The 19,046-nt window shown below is 68.2% G+C and carries 18 protein-coding genes; 12 read left to right on the top strand and 6 right to left on the bottom strand.

What is annotated here, in order from left to right; all coding sequences use genetic code 11:
- Nucleotides 1–96: 96 nt before the first annotated feature.
- Nucleotides 97–1,236, bottom strand: a complete 1,140-nt coding sequence (dgt, locus tag OCI36_RS01195; RefSeq protein ID WP_261663245.1) for a dGTP triphosphohydrolase — start codon at nt 1,234–1,236, stop codon at nt 97–99.
- A 69-nt stretch (nt 1,237–1,305) separates the two neighbouring features.
- Between dgt and OCI36_RS01190 the strand changes: the two genes are divergently transcribed.
- The 4 genes from OCI36_RS01190 (at nt 1,306) to OCI36_RS01175 (ending at nt 5,098) form a co-directional block, all read left to right on the top strand.
- On the top strand, nt 1,306–2,700 hold the full coding sequence (locus tag OCI36_RS01190) for a polysaccharide deacetylase family protein (RefSeq protein WP_261663244.1): 1,395 nt from the start codon (nt 1,306–1,308) through the stop codon (nt 2,698–2,700).
- Between the two features lie 76 nt (nt 2,701–2,776).
- A complete protein-coding gene (locus tag OCI36_RS01185) occupies nt 2,777–3,304 on the top strand; it encodes an NUDIX domain-containing protein (protein ID WP_261663243.1) in 528 nt (175 codons plus the stop codon).
- Nucleotides 3,301–4,191: a riboflavin biosynthesis protein RibF gene (ribF, locus tag OCI36_RS01180; protein ID WP_261663242.1), complete on the top strand. Its 891-nt coding sequence runs from the start codon at nt 3,301–3,303 to the stop codon at nt 4,189–4,191. The genes OCI36_RS01185 and ribF overlap by 4 nt, the downstream gene beginning before the upstream one ends.
- Nucleotides 4,192–4,285: 94 nt before the next feature.
- Nucleotides 4,286–5,098, top strand: coding sequence for a VanW family protein (locus OCI36_RS01175; RefSeq protein WP_261663241.1), 813 nt, complete (start codon nt 4,286–4,288; stop codon nt 5,096–5,098).
- Nucleotides 5,099–5,163: 65 nt separating this feature from the next.
- Here the strand turns inward: OCI36_RS01175 and OCI36_RS01170 are convergent, their stop codons facing one another.
- Complete coding sequence (locus OCI36_RS01170) at nt 5,164–5,574, bottom strand: CAP domain-containing protein (protein WP_261663240.1); 411 nt, start codon at nt 5,572–5,574, stop codon at nt 5,164–5,166.
- A gap of 650 nt (nt 5,575–6,224) precedes the next feature.
- On the opposite strand from OCI36_RS01170, the gene OCI36_RS01165 reads away from it, so the two are divergent.
- From OCI36_RS01165 to OCI36_RS01150, 5 genes are all read left to right on the top strand, one after another.
- Complete coding sequence (locus tag OCI36_RS01165) at nt 6,225–7,085, top strand: menaquinone biosynthesis family protein (RefSeq protein ID WP_261663239.1); 861 nt, start codon at nt 6,225–6,227, stop codon at nt 7,083–7,085.
- 231 nt (nt 7,086–7,316) lie between these two features.
- Nucleotides 7,317–8,435: a PQQ-dependent sugar dehydrogenase gene (locus tag OCI36_RS01160; protein WP_261663238.1), complete on the top strand. Its 1,119-nt coding sequence runs from the start codon at nt 7,317–7,319 to the stop codon at nt 8,433–8,435.
- Nucleotides 8,436–9,512 (top strand): superoxide dismutase family protein, encoded by a 1,077-nt coding sequence (locus OCI36_RS01155; RefSeq protein ID WP_315941228.1) that lies wholly within the window; start codon nt 8,436–8,438, stop codon nt 9,510–9,512.
- Between the two features lie 77 nt (nt 9,513–9,589).
- Nucleotides 9,590–9,874 carry a hypothetical protein gene (locus OCI36_RS13285; protein WP_315941227.1) on the top strand — a complete coding sequence of 95 codons (285 nt, stop codon included), beginning with the start codon at nt 9,590–9,592 and terminating at the stop codon, nt 9,872–9,874.
- 278 nt (nt 9,875–10,152) lie between these two features.
- Nucleotides 10,153–10,965: a superoxide dismutase family protein gene (locus OCI36_RS01150; RefSeq protein WP_261663237.1), complete on the top strand. Its 813-nt coding sequence runs from the start codon at nt 10,153–10,155 to the stop codon at nt 10,963–10,965.
- A 69-nt stretch (nt 10,966–11,034) separates the two neighbouring features.
- On the opposite strand, the gene OCI36_RS01145 is transcribed toward OCI36_RS01150, so the two are convergent.
- Nucleotides 11,035–11,625: a GTP-binding protein gene (locus OCI36_RS01145; protein ID WP_261663236.1), complete on the bottom strand. Its 591-nt coding sequence runs from the start codon at nt 11,623–11,625 to the stop codon at nt 11,035–11,037.
- A 17-nt stretch (nt 11,626–11,642) separates the two neighbouring features.
- Nucleotides 11,643–12,128: a roadblock/LC7 domain-containing protein gene (locus OCI36_RS01140; protein WP_261663235.1), complete on the bottom strand. Its 486-nt coding sequence runs from the start codon at nt 12,126–12,128 to the stop codon at nt 11,643–11,645.
- Between the two features lie 125 nt (nt 12,129–12,253).
- Between OCI36_RS01140 and OCI36_RS01135 the strand changes: the two genes are divergently transcribed.
- Entirely contained in the window at nt 12,254–14,092 is a 1,839-nt protein-coding gene (locus tag OCI36_RS01135; protein ID WP_261663234.1) for a cation:proton antiporter, read from the top strand.
- 107 nt (nt 14,093–14,199) lie between these two features.
- Here the strand turns inward: OCI36_RS01135 and OCI36_RS01130 are convergent, their stop codons facing one another.
- A complete protein-coding gene (locus OCI36_RS01130) occupies nt 14,200–14,655 on the bottom strand; it encodes a hypothetical protein (RefSeq protein ID WP_261663233.1) in 456 nt (151 codons plus the stop codon).
- Nucleotides 14,656–14,691: 36 nt separating this feature from the next.
- On the bottom strand, nt 14,692–16,806 hold the full coding sequence (locus OCI36_RS01125) for an ABC-F family ATP-binding cassette domain-containing protein (RefSeq protein ID WP_261663232.1): 2,115 nt from the start codon (nt 16,804–16,806) through the stop codon (nt 14,692–14,694).
- Nucleotides 16,807–17,095: 289 nt separating this feature from the next.
- Here OCI36_RS01125 and OCI36_RS01120 point away from each other — a divergent pair, with 289 nt between their 5' ends.
- Both OCI36_RS01120 and OCI36_RS01115 read left to right on the top strand, forming a co-directional pair.
- Nucleotides 17,096–18,022 carry a rhodanese-related sulfurtransferase gene (locus OCI36_RS01120; protein WP_261663231.1) on the top strand — a complete coding sequence of 309 codons (927 nt, stop codon included), beginning with the start codon at nt 17,096–17,098 and terminating at the stop codon, nt 18,020–18,022.
- A complete protein-coding gene (locus tag OCI36_RS01115; protein ID WP_261663230.1) occupies nt 18,019–19,035 on the top strand; it encodes a LacI family DNA-binding transcriptional regulator in 1,017 nt (338 codons plus the stop codon). The genes OCI36_RS01120 and OCI36_RS01115 overlap by 4 nt, the downstream gene beginning before the upstream one ends.
- Nucleotides 19,036–19,046 lie beyond the last annotated feature (11 nt).

Here is a 19,046-nt window from a genome sequence, read left to right as displayed (position 1 = left end):
CCATTCTCTGCTCCGCAGCTTTGCAAGTCTGTCCTGCTCTTTGGTTTGCACTCGCTTCGTTCGTCAAAAAGCGGTGCCGCCTTTTTGTCAAATGCTCTAGCGTGCCCAGCCCATGCCCAGGCCCGGCCGGGTCAGTTCCTCGTACATGTCCAGGGCGTAGCGGTCGGTCATGCCGGCGAGAAAGTCGCACACAGTTCGCACCTCGCCGGCCCCGGCCAGCCGGGCGGCGTAGGCTGGCGGCAGCATCTGCGGACGGGACAGGTACGCCTCAAACAGGGTGGTCAGGATCTGCTCGGCCTGGGCCACCTGCATTTCCACCCGCCAGTGCCGGTACAGATGGACGAACAGAAACTGCCGGGTCTCGCTCAGCAGCGCGGCCACTGCAGGGCTGTGACAGATCAGATACCCCGGCTGCGCGCGCACGTCCGCCACGCTGCCCACCCCACTGGCCGTGATGGCAGCAGCGCTGGCCGCTGTCAGATCACCGATCAGGAAGCCCAGCAGTTCACGGTGCAGGGTGCGGCGCTCCCGCTTGCTGAGGTTCACGCCGCTCAGTCCGGTGCGGGCCAGCAGTTCGCGCCACAGCCCCAGCTCCAGCAGGTCACCTTCCAGCAGCAGGCCCGAGCGCAGACCGTCTTCCAGGTCGTGGGCAGTGTAGGCCAGGGCGTCGGCCACGTCCACCAGCTGGGCTTCCAGGGTGGGCTGTCCCAGACCGGCCCGCTCATGCTTGTTCAGGCCGTCCAGCACGGTGCGGGTCAGGTTCAGGCCCGGAAAGTCCGGGTAACGGTCTTCCAGTTGCGTCACGGTGCGCCGCGCCTGAAGGTTGTGGTCAAAGCCGCTGGCCTCACCGTGGGCGCGCACCAGCCCGTCCAGCAGCCGCTCGCCGGCGTGGCCGTAGGGTGGGTGGCCCAGGTCGTGTGCCAGGGCCTGCACTTCGGCCAGGGTTTCGTTGAGGCCCAGGCGCAGCGCAGCCGAGCGGGCCACCTGCGCCACTTCCAGCGTGTGGGTCAGCCGGGTGCGGTAGTGGTCGCCGCGCACGTTCAAGAACACCTGGGTCTTGTGTTCCAGCCGCCGGAAGGCGCCGGTGTGCAGCACCCGGTCGCGGTCGCGGGCAAAAGCGGTGCGGGCTTCGCTCTCGGCTTCGGGGTACTCGCGCCCGCCGGATTCGGCGCTCAGCGCGGCGTAGGGTGCCAGGGTGGCCGCCTCGCGGGCTTCCAGATCAGCGCGGGTCAACATGCCTCCGAGTATGCCAGAAGGGTGCACTGGCTCACGGAGCAAACCTCCCCTTCTGACACAATGGGCCGCATGATTTCGTTTTCCCGCCGCTCACGCCTGGAAAAAGCGGGCCGCCGCGCCCGTTGGTCTGGGCTGCTGGCCGCCTGGGCGCTGCTGAGCGCCGGGCAGGCCAGCGCCGCGCGGCCGGTGATTCTGGCCTACCATCAGGTGGGCACCAGCGGGGGAACCACCCTCAGTATTCAGCCACAGCAACTGCGCCAGCGCGTGCAGGGGCTGCGCGCCCTGGGCTACCGTTTCGTGACCGCCAGCCAGGCGGCACAGGCCGGGCCACAGGAACGGGTGGCGGTGATGGAGTTCGACGACGGCCGCCAGAGCGTGTACGCGCAGGCCTTTCCGGTGCTGCGCGAGTTGGACGTGCCGGGCACCGTGTTTGTCATCTGGGAGCAAGTCGGCCAGCCCGGCTACCTGACCCGCTCGCAGCTGGAGGAACTGCGGGCGGCCGGCTGGGAAACCGGGCACCACACCCAGAGCCATGCGCCGCTGTCCCGGCTGTCGGCGGCGGGGCTGACCCAGCAGCTGCAGCCTCCGGCCGGCGTGACCTGCGTGGCCTATCCTTACAACCTGCAAGACGCCCGCGCCCGCCGCACCGCCCGTGCCCAGGGCCTGAACTGCGGCGTGACCGGCGGCCCCTACCTGCCCCGGCGCGACCCGCTGGCGCAGTCGGCCCCGGCACTGACTCCCTGGGACGGAGCTTTTCTGGGGGCACGGGCCCGCTACGGCGTGGGCGGCCGCACCCCGCTGCTGGCCGGCGCGGGCTTACTGCTGCTGCTAGAGCAAAGCCCCGGCGCCCCGGCGCTGCCGGCCCCACTGGACTGGAACCCGGCCGGCTATGAGCTGCTGGGCAACGGCAGCCTCAGCCTGGGCCTGCGCGGTCATGAGCGCGAAACCCGCTTCGCTGCCCGCTGGGGCGGCAACGACCAGGGCGACTGGGTGCTGCATCTGGCCGACCGCAGCAGCCAGGCCGGCCGCTACCGGGGCTTCGGGGTGGCGTATCACCGCTTTCCCTACACGGTGGGCGGCGGCTGGGATTCGGCCGGGCCGCTGCTGGCCGGCAGCCTCAGCCTGAACCGCTCCGGCGAGCTGTGGGCCCGCTGGCACCCGCTGGCCGCTGGCGCCGGGCAGGAGCAAGAGCGCTGGGCCTGGGGTGCCACCCTGATTCCGGCCGACTACTGGCAACTATACGCCGCCCAAACACCGGGGGCCAGCGAGGTGGGCGTGAACTACTGGCTGCCCGGCGGCACGCCCGCTGCTGTGCGGCCCTGGCAGGTGGGCGCTGGCTACCGGCACGGGGACGGGCAAAGCGCGCCGTTCGTGCGGCTGGGCTACGCGGCCGGCAGCTACACTTTCAGCAGCGAGCTGGACGGAGCCGGGCGCTGGGGCCTGCGCTTTGGTGCGGCCTGGTAAGCGAAGCCAACGGGAGATACAGCAAATGAGAAATGCCAGGGAGCGGGAAGCCGGGCGCTCTGGCACAATAAACCTCATGAGCGACTCCCAAACGGCCGAAACCATCTACGACGGACATATCCTGCGGCTGGAACGCCTGGAGGGCAAGTGGGAAGTGGTGCGGCACGCGGGCGCCGTGGCCCTGCTGGTCCTGAACGAGCAAGGCGAGCTGCTGTGCGTGCGTCAGCAGCGCCGCGCGGTGAACGCCGTCACGCTAGAAGTGCCGGCCGGACTGATCGACCCCGGCGAGGACCCTGAGACCGCCGCTCGGCGCGAACTGCAGGAGGAAGCCGGCTTCGACGCCGACGTGACGTTGCTGACCCGCTTTTACAGCAGCCCCGGCTTCAGCGACGAACTGCTGTATATCTTCCAGGCCGACAACCTGCGCGAGTCGCGCCTGCCGATGGACGAGGACGAGGACATCGAAGTGGTGTGGCGCCGGCCCGCCGAGATTCTGGACGGCCTGCGGGACGGCAGCGTGACCGGGGCAGCCACCACCGTCACGGCCGCCCTGTTCGCCATGAATCTGCTCGGCGGCCGGACGCCAGAAGGCCGGCCGCAGTGAAGACCTATGTCTCCCCCGACCAGCGCCCCGACACCGACACGGTGGTCGCCATCGGGTCCTTTGACGGCGTGCATCTGGGGCATCAGGCCCTGCTGGCGCAGCTGAAGGCCAAGGCCCGCGAATACCGGGTGCCCAGCGTGGTCTACACCTTCGACCCGCCCACCAAGGTTCTGATGAAAGGCGTGGAATACCTCTCTACCCTGCCCGAGAAACTGGACCTGCTGACCCTCTACGGCATCGACGAGACGGTGGCGGTGCCGTTTACCCGCGAGTTCGCCGCCCGCGACAAATCGGCTTTTCTGGACGACCTGCGGCTGCTGCGGCCCCGCGCCATCGTGGTGGGTGAGGATTTTTACTTTGGCAAGGCGCGGGCCGGCAGCGTGGACGACCTGCGGGCCGTGGCGCACGACACCGTGGTGGTGCCTATCCACGGAGTAAGCGGCGAGGACATCAAGAGCACCCGCATTCGGGAATATCTGCGTGAAGGGGACGTGGCCGGCGCGGCGCGGCTGCTGGGCCGGCCTTACGCGGCGCAGGGCGTGGTGGTGCAGGGCGATCAGCTGGGCCGCACCATCGGCTATCCCACCGCCAACCTTCAGGTGCCGGACGGCAAAGCACTGCCGCGCGGCGTCTTCGCGGTGCGGGTGCAGGACGACCGGGGCGGCAGCTGGGGCGGCATGGCCAACATCGGCGTGCGGCCCACCGTGGGCGGCGAGGAACGCCGCTTCGAGGTGAACCTGTTCGATTTCACGGGCGACCTGTACGGCCGCGAGCTGCAGGTGCAGTTCGTGGGCCGGCTGCGCGGTGAGCAGAAATTCATCGGCCTGGACGAACTGAAAGCCCAGCTGGGCCGCGACGCGGAGGCCGCCCGGGCCGCGCTGGACTGAGCCGGCCTGCGGGCCTTCCTCCGGGAAAAAGTCACCTGGCAGGGCCAGGCAAAATTGCTTGCTGGGTGCCGGGCCGCTGCGCCAGGATGGGGCCATGCCCCGTCAAGCCCTGACCAGCCGTTTTCCTGCCCTGGCGCCCGCCGTGGTGGAAAGCCGCATTGCCCTGAAAAAGCGCCAGACCCGCCGGCCCGATTACCAGCTTTCCCGCGCGCCAGCAGCGCTGTTTCCCTTCCGGGTTCACAAACATCACAGCGTGCTGCGCCGCCGGCTGGGCGACGCCGATCCCCGCTTGCAGGAGCTGAAAGTGCAGAACCTGCGCCGCGCCGCCGAGCAGCTGGACGGCCTCAGTATCGCGCCGGGACAAACGCTGAGCTACTGGGGGCAGGTGGGCCGGCCCAGCGCCCGGCGCGGCTTTACCACCGGCATGTTGATTTCGAATGGCCGGCCGGTTGAAGGCCAGGGCGGTGGCCTGTGCCAGATGGCGAATCTGCTGTACTGGATGGCGCTGCACTCGCCACTGACCGTGACCGAGCATCACCACCACAGCCTGGACCTGTTTCCCGATTCAGGCCGGGTGCTGCCCTTCGGCAGCGGCGCCAGCGTCTTTTACAACTACGTGGATTTGCAGCTGCGCAACGACACCCCCGACACCTTCTGCCTGAGCGTGTGGCTGGACGACGTGTCGCTGCACGGCGAACTGCGGGTCAACCGCGAGCCGCAGTACACCTATAAGGTGTCGGAAGAAGACCACCGCTTTTACCGCCGTGACGGGCAGGTCTACCGCACCAACCGGCTTTACCAGTCACAGATTGACCGCCGCACCGGCAACACCGTCAGCAAGCGCCTGATCACCTTCAACGACGCCCGGGTGCTGTACGAGGTGGACGAGGCACGCCTGCAGAGCTGAGCACGCCCAGCAACAAGCAAACGGGGCCGCATTCCCGGCCCCCGTCTGCTTCAGCCCTACCAGGGTTATTGACCTTGCCGGGTGCCGAACGACTGGGCCCAGTAGCTGCCGTATTTGTCAGCGGAGTCGGAGTCGCGGAAGAGGCCCACGCCCAGGTCGCGGTAGCCAGGGTTCATCAGGTTGCGGCAATGGCCGGGGCTTTTCAGCCAGCCTTCGACCACGGCGGCGGGGTCGGGGTAACCGGCCGCAATGTTCTCGCCGGTCATCCGCCACCGGTAGCCGGTCAGCGTGACCCGTTCCGAGGGTGAAACGCCTTCAGGGGTCACATGGGCGAAATAGTTGCGGGTGGCCATGTCCTGCACGTGGTTGCGGGCAGCATGCGTCAGCTGATCGTTCCAGACCAGCGCCGGAGCCGGGGGAAAGACGGTCGCCGGCTCAGTGGCCGTAGCGCCGCAGGTGGCTCCCCGGGCGCGCACCTCGTTGGTCAGCCGCAGGACTTCCAGTTCCTCGGCACTGGCAGGGCGGTCGCTACCGGGATACCAGAGGTAGCCACCGGGAGCTGGCGCAGGGGCCGGTGTGGGTGCTGGGCTCGGCGTAGGCGCGGGAGTTGGAGCCGGTGTGGGTGCCGGCGCGGGAGTCGGAGCGGGCGCTGGCGCAGGAGCTGGTTCCGGAGCCGGAGCTGGCGTGGGTGTTGGGCTAGGCGCAGGAGTCGGGGCTGGTTCTGGAGAGGGCGCTGGGCTCGGTACGGGTGCCGGGCTTGGGCTAGGGGCCGGACTGGGCACAGGTTCCGGGCTAGGTGTGGGAACAGGTGCAGGTGTGGGCGCTGGACTGGGCGTAGGGGCTGGGGTGAGCGCTGGTTTCGGAGCTGGTTGCAAGACAGAAACCGGAGGCTGGCCCTGAGCGGCCGGCACCGGCAGGGGACCGCCGTTACAAGCCGCCAGCAGGGCAGGCAGGGTCAGGGCGGCCAGGGCGCCGCGCAGTTTGGAAGTCGCAGGCATCATGGGCCCAGCCTAGGCGCCGCACTCCAACGAAATCCCAACACACCCCCGGCAGCCAACTTGCTGAAGGCCCCGCCGACCTTCACCACGCCGCATTCCGCCCGCCGCTTCTCCTCTACCCTGGGTTTATGTCTGTCCCCTCCCCCTCTCTTCCGTCACTGGACCTGGGCTATTCTTTTTGCCCCAACGACACCTTTATTTTTTATGCGCTGCAGGCCGGCCGCATCGCCACGCCGGCGCCCATTCACGAGGTGCTCAGCGACGTGCAGACCCTCAACGACTGGGCCGCGCGAGGCCGGCTGCCGCTGACCAAAATCAGCTACCGGGCGTATTTCGGGGTGATGGACCGTTATGTTGCGCTGCGCTCGGGCGGGGCGCTGGGGCGCGGGGTGGGGCCGCTGGTGGTGGCGCGGGAACCGCTGGCCGACCTGAACGGGCGGCGGGTGGCCTCACCGGGGCGGCTCACCACCGCCGAGCTTCTGCTGCGCCTGGCCTGGCCGGACGCCATTCCGGTGCAGATGCGCTTTGACGAGGTGATGCCGGCAGTAGAACGCGGCGAGTACGGCGGCGAGCCGCTGGACGCCGGGCTGATTATTCACGAGTCGCGCTTTACCTACCCGCAGCACGGGCTGGTCAAGCTGCGCGATATGGGCGAATGGTGGGAAGCCGAAACCGGGCTGCCGCTGCCGCTGGGCGCGATTCTGGTGCGCCGCGACCTGCCGCTGGAAGTACAGCAGGCCATGCAGCAGGCGGTGCGCGACTCTATCGCCTACGCCTGGGCGCATCCGCAGGAGGCCAAAGGCTACATCCGGCAGCACGCCCTGGAAATGGACGACGCGGTGATGCAGTCGCACATTGACCTCTATGTGAACGACTACAGCGAGGACGTGGGCGAGACCGGCGAGCGGGCCGTGCGCGAACTGCACCGCCGGGCGGTGGAGGCAGGCGCCCTGCCCCCCAGCGGCCTGCCGTTGTTCGTGCCGCGCTGAGCAGTGGGATCACAGCTTTAAGTTCCGCTGCCACCTTTCTCAGAAAGTGGTGTTTCAGCCTTGGCTCATGGCGCTTACCGGGAATACTGGGCCCCGGAGGACTTTTCCTGTGATGAATAAAGCTTTAACTCTTGGCGCTCTGCTGGCGCTGGGCGGCAGTGCCCTGGCCCAGCAGGACGCGCGCCCCAGCCGCGCCCCCTACCCGCTCCCGAACCGGCCGTCAGCGCCGAAGTGACCCGCTTTGAACCCGTGCCGCTGGGCTACAGCCCCGAGCGCCTCGCTCAGCTGAAGGTGCCGGCCGGGTTTCAGGTCAGCGTGATGGCCACCGAGCTGGGCAACGCCCGCATGCTGCACGTGATGCCTGACGGCAGCATCTACCTGACCCGCCGCCAGCAGGGCGATATCTGGTACCTCAAGGACCGCAACGGTGACGGCCAGTTCAGCCGGCTGGAACGCCGCCAGGTCGCCAAGAACCTGAAGCTGGTTCACGGCCTGGATGTCAAGGACGGCAAGCTGTACGCGGTCGGTGAAAAGACCGTCTGGGTGATGGATATCCTGCAAAATGGCGGCCTGAGCGCGCCCCGGGTGTTTGCCGACGGCTTCCCCGACGCCGGCCAGCACCCTGCCCGTGGCCTGCGCTGGGGCCCGGATGGCTACCTGTACGTGTCGTTCGGCTCCACCAACAACGACGCCCCCACCCAGAACCCCGAGGAAGCCAGCATTCTGCGGGTGCGCCCCGACGGCCAGTGGCGCGAAGTATACGCCAGCGGCCTGCGCCACACCATCGGCTACGATTTCCAGCCTGGCACCGGCGCGCTGTACGGCTTTGACCAGGGCGCCGACTGGCACGGCGACAACATCCCGCCCGAGGAATTCAACCGCATTGAGCGCGGCAAGAACTACGGCTGGCCCTTTTGCTACGGCGCCAAGAACCTCGACCCCTACACCAACTCCAGCCAGATTCCGGGGCTGATCACCAAGCAGGACTACTGTGCCCAAACAGCCGGCAGTGTGCTGAACTATGGCGCCCACGCCGCCGCCATCGGCATGGAATTCTACCGGGGCCAGCAGTTCCCGGCCGAGTACCGCAATGACGCTTTTGCGGCCATGCGCGGCTCATGGAACCGCTCGAAGCCCAGCGGCTACGAGATCGTGCGGGTGGTCTTTGATGGCCAGAACCGGCCCGAACGCATCGAGCCTTTCGTGACCGGTTTCGTGTTCCCCGAAGACGGCACCTGGAAGCAGTTCGGCCGGCTGGCCGGCGTCGCCACCTACACCGACGGCAGCCTGCTGTTCACCGATGATCAGAGCGGCGTGATTTACCGCGTGCGCTACATGGGAGGCAAGTAAATGCGCAACTATACGCTGGCCCTGTGGCCCCTGCTCAGCCTGGGCCTGACCGCCGCAGGCATGGCCCAAGCTCAGACTGCACCTGCTCTCACCGCGCCCGTGACTGCCGACACCGTAGGCCCGCTCAACGCCCGCGCCGTGCTGGTTGATACCCAGGGCCGCCCCCAGGGCGAAGCCACCTTCGTGCAGCGCGGGGGCGGCATGCGGGTCAACGTGCAGGTCCGTGGCCTGACGCCCGGCAATCACGGCATACACATTCACGAGTTCAGCGCCTGCACGCCCGGTGTGGACGCCGCCACGAACGCGGCCGTGCCCTTCGGTGGGGCCGGCCCCCACTTCGACCCCGGCATGAGCCACAACCACGACAAGCCCACTGCCCCCAATGAACTGGGCCACGGCGGCGACCTGCCGATGCTGCAGGTGGGCGAGAACGGAAGCGGCCAGGCCAGCTTCGTGACCGACAAGGTCAGCCTGATGGGCGAAAATGGCGTGCTGAACCGTACCCTGGTGGTTCACGCGAACGCTGACGACTACGCTTCGGACCCCGCCGGCAAGTCGGGCGGGCGGCTGCTGTGCGGGGCTGTGCAGCGCCAGGGCCTGAGCGTGCGCGACTATACCCTGCCCGGCTGGCAGACCTTCCCCGAAGGCGTGACCTACGACGCGGAGCGGGGCCTGCTGTTGACCGGCAGTGCCGAAACTGGCGACATCTACGCCGTCAACGCCGAGAGTGGCCAGACCAGCCTGTACAGCCGGGGCGGCGCCCTGGGCCGGCGGGCCGCCCTGGGCCTGAAGGTAGACGGCCAGGGCCGGCTGTGGATTGCCGGCGGCGCTCAGGGTACCGTCAGCGTGCTGGACCGCTACGGCGTGACCCTGAAAGTGCTCGAGACGCCGGACAGCCCCGCCGCCTTTATCAACGACCTGGTGCTGGCGCCCGACGGCTCGGCTTACGTGACCGACAGCCGCCGCCCGGCGATTTACCGCGTCTCACCAGGTCTGCAACTGACCCGCTGGCTGGACCTGACCCGCACCCCCCCATTCGCTACAGCGAAGGCGACAACCTCAACGGCGCCGCCCTGACACCCGACGGCCGGTACCTGCTGGCGGTTCAGAGCAACAGCGGCGACCTGTGGCGCTTCGACCTGCGCAGCAAGGCCGTGCATAAGGTGATGGGCGGCCTGAAAGACGGTGACGGCCTGCTGCTGGACGGCCACGACCTTTACGTGTCGCGCAACCGCGAGCAAGTGATCAGCCGGGTGCGTCTCAGCCAGGACTGGAGCAGTGGCCAGATCGCCGCCGAAAAGCCACTGGCCGGCCTGCGCTATCCCGCCGGTATGGCGGCGGTAGGCAACGAAGTGGTGGTCGCCCAGTCCCAGCTGGACAAGCAGCAAGATGGCCGGCCCGAAACCCCTTTCCGCCTAACCCGCTTTAGCAAGTTCTGAAGCCTGGCGGGCCGCTGGCTGCCGCGCTCCGCCTCATCTCAGGTGAAGTCAGGCAGCCGGCGGCCTGCTGGTCTCGGCTGAAAGGCCGCTTGGCCTTGCCAGCCATGAACGGGCGGTGAGGTTCTCTGAGGAAAGAGCATGATCCGGCTGAGTCCTGGCCTAAGTTTTTGCTGGCTGGACGCTTCCGGGAAGGGCCCGCCATACTGGCGACACCCCACTTTTCCCGGGCAGCGAGCAAGCGAGCGTCGCAGCGGCTGACCGGCCCCCGGAGGTTGTTTATGAACCGTACCCGTTTCCTTCCCCTGCTGGCCCTCGCCCTCTCCGGTGCCGTCTCGGCTGGAGGTGGCTACGTGGCTCCGTCTGCGCCGGCTCCCCGGCCGGTGGTGGCTGCGCCCGCGCCTACTTCCATTCCCCGGCCTGCGCCGGTGTATAGCACCGCCAGCAGCACCCTGGTGATTCCGGCGCTGCCGCTGTCTGGCAGCAACGCTTCAGGCCTGTCTAGCAGCAACGCTTCAGGCACAGTACAGAGCGGCGCCACCAGTGCTGGCCAGCTCCCGGACGCCGGCAACGTTACCCTGACGGACAACAACGCCGGTGGCCTGAGAAGTGCCCATGACGCCGCTACCGCCGACCTCACCGACCCCAGCGGGCAGGTGAAAGGGCAGGTGTTCCTGACCCAGCTGGCCGGCGATGAACTGCTGGTCAGCGTGCAGGTCGCCGGGCTGAAGCCTGGCATGCACGGCATGCATGTGCATACCGCCGGGGAGTGCAGTGACAAGGTGGTGGACGGCAAACCCACCGTCTTCGGCGCAGCCGGGGGACACTTTGACCCGGCCGGCACTGGCAATCACGCCGGCCCGGACGTGCCTTCCGACCAGGGCCACGCCGGCGACCTTCCGATGCTGAACGTCGGCGCCGATGGCCGGGGCAGCGCCGAGTTCACCACCCGGAAATTCAGCCTGCGTGGCGAGCGCGGCATCCTGGGCCGCTCACTGATTTTGCACGCGGACAGCGACGACTACCGCACCAACCCGGCCGGCAACTCCGGCGCCCGGGTGCTGTGCGGCGTGATCGAAAGCCTGGATCAGTAAAGCCTACCCGGCACAGCCAAAGGAGAGCGCCAGCTGTGATTGCTGGCGCTCTCCTTTCGACTAACGATTTCAGCCGGTCTTGGACAGGCGGTCCAGCACCAGCTTGGAAGCCAGCTTGAGCGATTCAAACACGCCTTTGCCGTTGATCGCCTCGGCCTCGATCACCGGCAGCTTGCGCTGGGGGTCCACCACCGAGCGGATGATGTCCACCGGCAGAGCGCCGGGCAGGTCGCGCTTGTTGATCTGCAGCACGATGGGAATGCTGTTCACGTCTACCCCATGCTCGGCGAGGTTCTCGCGCAGGTTGCGCATGCTTTCGGCGTTGGCGCGCAGGCGCTCGGGGGCCGAGTCGGCCACGAAAACGATGCCGTCTACGCCGCGCAGAATCAGCTTGCGGCTGGCGTTGTAGAACACCTGCCCCGGCACGGTGTACAGGTGAAAACGGGTCTTGAAGCCCTGCACACTGCCCAGTTCCAGCGGCATGAAGTCAAAAAAGAGGGTGCGCTCATCCTCGGTTTCCAGGCTGACCATTTCACCGCGCAGCCGCTCGGGGACCTTGGAAAAGACGTACTTGAGATTGACGGTCTTGCCGGCCACGCCGGGGCCGTAATAGACGATCTTGCAGTTGATTTCGCGCGCCGCAAAGTTGATGGTGCTCATGTTTTACCCCTTGTCCCTTAACCGAGCAGGTCGTCCAGCAGAGCACTGGCGCCTTTGGAGAAGTCTTCGTCGAATTGCACGGGAGGGGCATCTTTGAGTTCATCCAAAATGGCGGCCACTTCTCCGATGGTTTTCTTGGTCTGCACCTTGACCCGGCCCAGCGGCACGGTGGAATCGAAAATCAGGGTCAGCAGGCTGTCGTCGCCCACCGCTTCCACGTACAGCGTGCCGTTTTCGCCCTGGTGAATCTGCTCGTTGAACGCTTTTTCACCCAGCATGTTCGCCAGCGCCGAGGTGGCCGCCGCGTTGCTGGCGACCAGGGTAGCCACGCTGTCGAGGGCCGGCGGCCGGGGTGCCCAGATGGCTTCCTTGTGCGACAGCACGAAGCCCTTGCGGTCCACCAGCAGGCAATAGCGGACGCCGGTATTTTTCAGGAGTTCTTCGAGATGTCGGTCAACTCTTTCGTAGGCATCGCCGTATAGCGCCAGGGTGGGTTCAATCATGGTGAGGCCCAGTATAGAAAAGCCCTGGCACGGGAGCCTGACAAGCTCGCCCCGCATGAAGGCGGCCCCCGGCGCGGCAGCGGCCGGCGGCACTTCTGGCCACAGGTGCCGCCATACTGTGCGTTATGCAGATTGATTTCGCACATGCCCTGAACCAGGCGGTGGTGGTCTTGCCCATCATCGTGGCCCTGGGCCTGGGGGCGCAGATTCTGGCGTCACGCCTGAGAATCCCCGCCATCTTGCCGCTGCTGCTGATCGGCTTTCTGGCGGGGCCGCTGCTGCACCTGATCAACCCCGGCGCGGTGCTGGGCTCGGGCCTGCAGACCCTGACCTCGCTGGCGGTGGCCGTGATTCTGTTCGAGGGCGGCCTGACCCTGAAATTCAGCGACATCGCCGGACACGGCCGGGCCGTGACCCGGCTGATCTCGGTGGGCGCGCTGCTGACCTGGGTGCTGGCCGCGACCGGCGCCCACTACATTACCGGCCTGAGCTGGAACGTGGCAGCGCTGTTTGGCGCGCTGGTCATCGTGACCGGTCCTACCGTGATCGCCCCATTGCTGCAGAACATCCGCCCCAACCCGCGGGTGGCCGGCGTCCTGCGCTGGGAAGGCATCCTGATTGACCCGATCGGGGTGCTGGCCGCCGCCATCGCTTTCGAGTGGGTGCGGGCCAGCAGCGGCAACGAGGCGCTGGCCGCCACCCTGACGCACTTTGCCACCTTCATGGGCGTGGGCGCGGCATTCGGCGTAGTGATGGGCCTGATCATGATCTGGGCGCTGCGGCGCGAGATTATTCCAGATCAACTGGTCAATCCCAGCGTGCTGGCCTGGGTGCTGCTGGCCTTCGGGCTGACCGATATCTTCGCGCCGGAATCGGGCCTGCTCTCGGTGACGATCATGGGCATGATGGCCGCCAACATGAACATCCCCCGGCTGGGCGAGCTGGTGCATTTCAAGGAAGAGGTGGTGGTGCTGCTGCTGAGCACCATTTTTGTGGCGCTGGCGGCCAATATCCCCGAGCCGGCGCTGCGGGCGGTGTTTCAGCCGGAGCCGCTGCTGCTGCTGCTGTTCATGATGGCGGTGGTGCGGCCTATCAGCGTGTTTGTCAGCACCCGGGGCAGCAACCTGACCCTGAAGGAGCGGGCTTTTATCAGTTATGTGGGGCCGCGCGGGATCGTGGCGGCGGCGGTGAGTGCGCTGTTCGCCGGACGTCTGACCGAAATGGGCGTGGCCGGCGGCGAGCAACTGCTGACGCTGGTCTTTACGGTGATCGTGGGCACGGTGATTCTGGCCAGCCTGACCGCCAAGCCGGTGGCCCGCGCTCTGGGCGTGGCGCAGGCCGAGCCGCGCGGTTTTCTGATTGTGGGCGCCCACAGCTGGGCACGCGAAATTGCCCTGGCCCTCAAAGAGGAGGGGGCCGACGTGCTGCTGTCCGACACCAACCGCGCCAATATTGCCCAGGCGCGGTACGAGGGGCTGGGCGGGGCTTACGGCAGCCTGCTCAGCGAAGCGGCGGACACGCTGCCGCTGGAAGGCATCGGCAAGCTGCTGGCGCTGACCTCCAACGATGAAGCCAACACCCTGATTGCCCGCAAGTACGAGCGGACCTTCGGGCGCAGCAAGGTCTTTCAGTTGCAGCCCGGCGGCAGCAACCGTACCCAGATCGGCGAGACCTACTCGGCCAACAGTGCGTTCGCGCCGGCGCTCACCTACCGCGAGCTGGATATCCTGTTCAAGCAAGGCGCGCGGGTGCGGCGTACCCACCTGACCGACGCCTACCCCCTGGCAACCTATCTGGCCGAGCTGCCGTCCGGTTCGGTGCTGCTGCTGTACGGTCAGGGCGATGATTTCCGGGTAGCGGCCGGCTTTCCTGAATTGGCCCCGGCCGGCACCGTGATGATTGCGCTGGTGCCGCCTGAAAGCGGCGCCATGCCGGCCGAACTGGAACTGCCGGGGCAGGGCTGAGTGTGTGAGCCGGCGCCCCCCTGGCTGGCCCCGGCCACAGCAAAAAAGGCCGCCCAATTGGACGGCCTGGCTCCGGGAAACCGGAGCAAAAGAGACAGAAAAGTGACTCAGCCGGCTTTGGCGCTGGCGCGGGGTTCCAGGGCGTAAAAAGCCACCAAGGCCACCAGCACGCCGACCCAGCCGGGGGCGCCGGCCAGTTCCAGGCTGAAGGGACGGCCCAGCACGGTGCTGCCCAGGCGGCCTTCGAGGTGATCACCATTTTGCTGGGCGGTGATATCCCAGCCGATAATCGGTTCGCCGAAGCGACCAGTCACCCGGTCCACGCCGCGCAGGGTCAGGGGCTGATCCCCAATGGTGCCGCGCAGTTCGCCGGCTTCCAGCGCCACGCTGACGGCCTGGTCGCCGACCTTACCCTGCACGCCCGACTCGGTGATTTCCAGCTCAATGTTCTTGCCGTGCAGCCGGCTGCCGGCGCGGCCCTTGATCTTGTCTTCCAGAATCTCGCAGCGAACGCTGAAGCCCTCGCCCTCCTGGCCGATGCGGCCCATGATCACTTCACTCATAACGGCAAGTATACGGGGAAAAGGTAAGCCAGGTTCTTAAGAGGAGCGGCCGCGCACGGTGCCCACGCGCTCGAACCACTCGCGGCGGGTAAGGCGCGGGCCGCCCCCACCCAGGCGCACACGGCCCACATTCCAGCGCTCGAACAGGATTCGCAGGGCGCCGCCCAGCAGCAGTTCGCCGAAATGTGCCGGCAGCGGCCCGGAGGCGCGCAGGGTCTGGCCGTCCCAGGCGAGGTGGGGGCACTCGGGCTGCTCCGCCGCCCAGAACATGCCGCCCGTCTCAAAGCGCACCCCACGTACCCGCAGCGGCGGCTCGGGCACCTCGTCGTCCCACTGTTCCTGGCCGTAGACCTCGGCGTAGGTGTCATACAGCTCGCCTTGCAGCTGCGCGGCTTCGGCACGCCGGCGGGCTTCCTCGCGGCCCGACAGCAGCCAGGGGGTATCCAGCTCGGCGCGCAGATCCAGCAGCGCCCGCTCCAGCCGGAACATCCGCTGCGGGGCGCTGGGAGCCGGCAGCGGGGGCGGCGGGTCGCCTTCCAGGGCGCGGGCCGGGTCCGCGTAATCACTGCGGCCCCAGCCGGACACCTCGCGCAGCTCGGCCGCCTCGATCACCCACAGCCGGGTGGCCACCTCGCGGGCAAAGCGGCGGTCGTGGGTGACGATGATCAGGGCGCCGCCGTAAGCTTTCACGGCCGCTTCCAGCGCCTGCAGGGCTTCCACGTCCAGATGGTTGGTAGGTTCGTCCAGCAGCAGCAGATCCGAGCGCAGCGCACTGACCAGCGCCAGCCCCGCCCGCGACCGCTCGCCGCCCGACAGCTGCTCGGGGGTCTGGTCCCAGTGCACGGCTCCGAAACCGGCAGCGCCCAGCAGTGCGGGGGCGGCGTCTCCGAAACGGTCTTCAAACTGTGCCCGCAAGCCGCGCCCAGGTGTCAGGCCGTGCCAGGTCTGGTCCAGGTAGGCCAGCGTGACGCCGCCGGCCAGCCGCAGCAACGGCTCGGGCGGGCCGGGGTCGGGCTTCTGTTCGCCGGCCAGCAGCCGCAGCAGAGTGGATTTGCCGGTGCCGTTGGCGCCCAGCAGCACCACCCGGTCGCCCTGGCGGAGTTTGAAGCGGGCCTCATGCAGCACGCGGCGCTGACCACCCTCCCGGTCAGGGAACGTTACGCTGAGATGCTCGCCCCAGGCCAGCAGCCGGGCCCGCGAGTCGCCGGCCAGCAGCCGCATTCGCAGCTGCCGCTCGGGCAGGGGCGCACCAGGCACCTCCACCCGCCCGGCCCGCGAGCGCACCGCCTGCGAGCGCTGCCCCCAGCGGTCCAGCTGCCCGGCCGCCGCCGAGAGCCGCCCGGCTTCCCGCCCCGCCAGCCGCGCAGCCCGCGCCCCGGTGCGGCGTTCCAGGTCGCGCTGCGCCCGCGCCCGGCTGTAGCCGCCGGGATACTCGCTCAGCTCGCCGTCAGCCAGCCACAGCGAGCGCACCACCACCGCATCCAGAAAATCGCGGTCATGGCTGGTGAGCAGCAGGCCGCCGCTGAAGCTGCGCAGGTACCCTTCCAGCCACTCGCGCATGCGGATGTCCAGATGGTTGGTGGGTTCGTCCAGCAGCAATAGGTCCGGTTCGCGGGCCAGGGTCAGCGCCAGCGCCAGCCGGGTTTGCTCGCCGCCCGAGAGGGTCCGGGCCTCGCGCTGCTCCAGCTGCGGCAGATCCCGCAGGCCCAGCGCGGCCAGCATCCGGCCCAGCCGTGCCGGCCAGGCAGCGGCCTGGGCCTGTTCCAGCCGGGCTTGCAGTTCACTCCAGTGTTCCAGTGCGGCCGGGTCATCCAGCCGGGCCGCCAGAGCCTCGGCCTGAGCTTCCAGGGCGCGGTAAGGGTGCGCGGCGGCCAGCAGTTCGCCCACCCGGGCCCCCGGCGCAAAGTTGTGGTGCTGCTCCAGGGTCGCCAGCCGCAGCCCAGGGCGGTACCACAGCTCGCCGCTATCGGGGCGACGCTGCCAGTCTGGACGCTGGCCGCGCAGCAGCTCCAGCAGGGTGGTCTTGCCGGCCCCGTTGCGGCCCAGCAGCGCGGTAGGCTCACCGCTGCGCAGCTCCAGCGACACGCCTGCCAGCAGGTCACGGTCGCCCAGGCTGAGACGCAGGTTGTGGACGCGGAGCAGCAGGGTCACGCGCCCCAGTGTAGCGGCTGGCCTGCCGCTCCAGAACCGGTCACTCGGGCCGCGCCCGGCTGCTACGGTATTCCTAAGGTGCCTGTTTCCGGGGCCAGCCGGCCCCCACAGGACAGATCAGACAAGGCAGGCAAACCGCAAGAAACTCCAAAAGAAGCCTGTCAGCTGCTGTGTTCAGAATAAGGACAGAGCCTCTTCCCTGGCCTGCCGTGCCGCCCGCCCGTTTCCTCCCGGCATCCCAGCCGCGTCCTGCAAGGGTCCCCCCACGCCCCTGAGAAAGTCTGAAGTGATGAACCAACCCCAGCCTGCCCCCCAACCCACCACGTTCCCGCCCGAGGCGGCCCCCTGGGTGGTGGCCGCGCTGTACCAGTTCCGCGAGCTGGATGAGCCGGCTGCGCTGCAAGAGCGGCTGAAAGCCGAGTGCGCCGCGCTGGGCCTGTGCGGCACCTTGATCGTGGCCCCCGAGGGCATCAACGGCACGGTGGCCGGCTCCCGCGAGGCCATCACAGCTCTGCACGGCCTGCTGCTGGAACTGGGCTTCACGCAGCTGGAATACAAGGAATCTCTGGCGGCGGCCCAGCCGTTCAAGCGCATGAAAGTGCGGCTGAAAAAGGAGATCGTGACGTTGGGGGTAGAGGTGCAGCCGCGCGACCTGGTGGGGCACTACCTCAGCCCCGCCGAGTGGGATCAGCTGCTGGACGACCCGAATGTGGTCCTGATCGATACCCGCAACAGCTACGAGTATCAGGCCGGCACTTTCCGGGGCGCACTGGACCCGCAGACCAGCTCGTTCCGCGAGTTTCCGGCGTGGCTGGAAGAACACCGCGCCGAGCTGGAAGGCAAGAAGGTCGCCATGTTCTGCACCGGCGGCATTCGCTGCGAGAAAAGCACCAGTCTGCTGCTGCAAGAGGGCCTGACCGACGTGTACCACCTGCAGGGCGGCATCCTGAGATACTTGGAAGAAACGCCGCAGGAGCGCAGCCGCTGGGAAGGCGAGTGCTTTGTATTCGACGAGCGGGTCACGGTGGGTCACGGCCTGCAGCCGGGCCACGCCGAGATGTGCTGGTCGTGCGGCTGGCCGCTGGGCGACGCCGAACGCGCCGACCCCCGCTACGAGCGCGGTGTCAGTTGCCCGCACTGCGCCGAGCAAACCAGCGAGGCACAAAAAGCCGCTTTCCGCGAGCGCCAGCGCTGGTTTGACGGGAGACCCGCATGAGCCGCGGCGGACGCAGCCGCAGTGGCCGCCCCACCGTCCACACCGTAGCGGAAGCGGCCGGCGTGGGCGTGGGCACCGTCTCGCGGGTGCTGAACAACCACCCTTCGGTGCGCGGTGAAACCCGCGAGCGGGTGCTGGCCGTCATCGAGGAATTGAACTACCGCCCCACCGGACAGGCCCGGCGCCTGCCGGTTGCGACCGGCGAGCAGGCGCTGATCGGGGTACTGATCGCAGGCCTGTCTTCGGTCTGGGAAAGCCGGGTGATGCGCGGTGTGGAAACGGCGCTGGACGGGCAGGACTTTGGCCTGATGGCTTTTGCGGTAGGAGCGCCGCAGCGGGCCGAACAGGCCGGGCAGGCCGGACACTTCAGTCAGCTGGCACAGGGCCTGCTGCTGTGCGACGAGGCCGCCTACCAGAGCTGGGCCGCGCTGGGCCTGCCGCAGCCGGCGGTGCGGGTCGGCGCGCTGGCCGAAGAAGGGGTGGATTACGTGGCGATCGACAACCGCTACGGTGGCCTGATCGCCGGCGAGTACGCCGCCACCCTGCCCGGTGAAATCGTGGGGGTGTGGACGCACTATGCCCCGCCCCGCCCACAGCGCAGCGCCATCCGCCAGGGGTTCAGCGAAGGGGTGGAAAGTGCCGGGCGGCAGGCCACCCACATCGAGATAGACGCGGACGACCACCTGCCGCGCGTGGCCAGCGAACTGCTGGACCGGCTGCCGCAGCGGGTCACCATCATGGCGCACAGCGACGAATTGGCAGTCGCCCTGCTGACCGAGGCACAGGCCCGCGGCCGGGCAGCCGGGCAGGACCTGAAAATCATCGGCTACGGCGACCACCCGGCCGCCGCGCTGGTGGGCCTGACCACGGTGCATCAGCCGCTGGAGGATATGGCACAGCGCGGCACCGAGCTGCTGCTGGAGCGGGTACGTGAGCACGCAGAGAACCGCCCAGCGCGCGAACGGCAGTTCCGGCTGCTGGCGCCCCGGCTGGCCCTGCGCGGCAGCGCCTGAGCGCACGCGTG

It is taken from the genome of Deinococcus sp. Marseille-Q6407, assembly GCF_946848805.1.
Lineage (GTDB): Bacteria > Deinococcota > Deinococci > Deinococcales > Deinococcaceae > Deinococcus.
The sequence above is the reverse complement of the archived record's forward strand: the minus strand, read 5'-3'. Positions and strand labels throughout refer to the sequence as shown.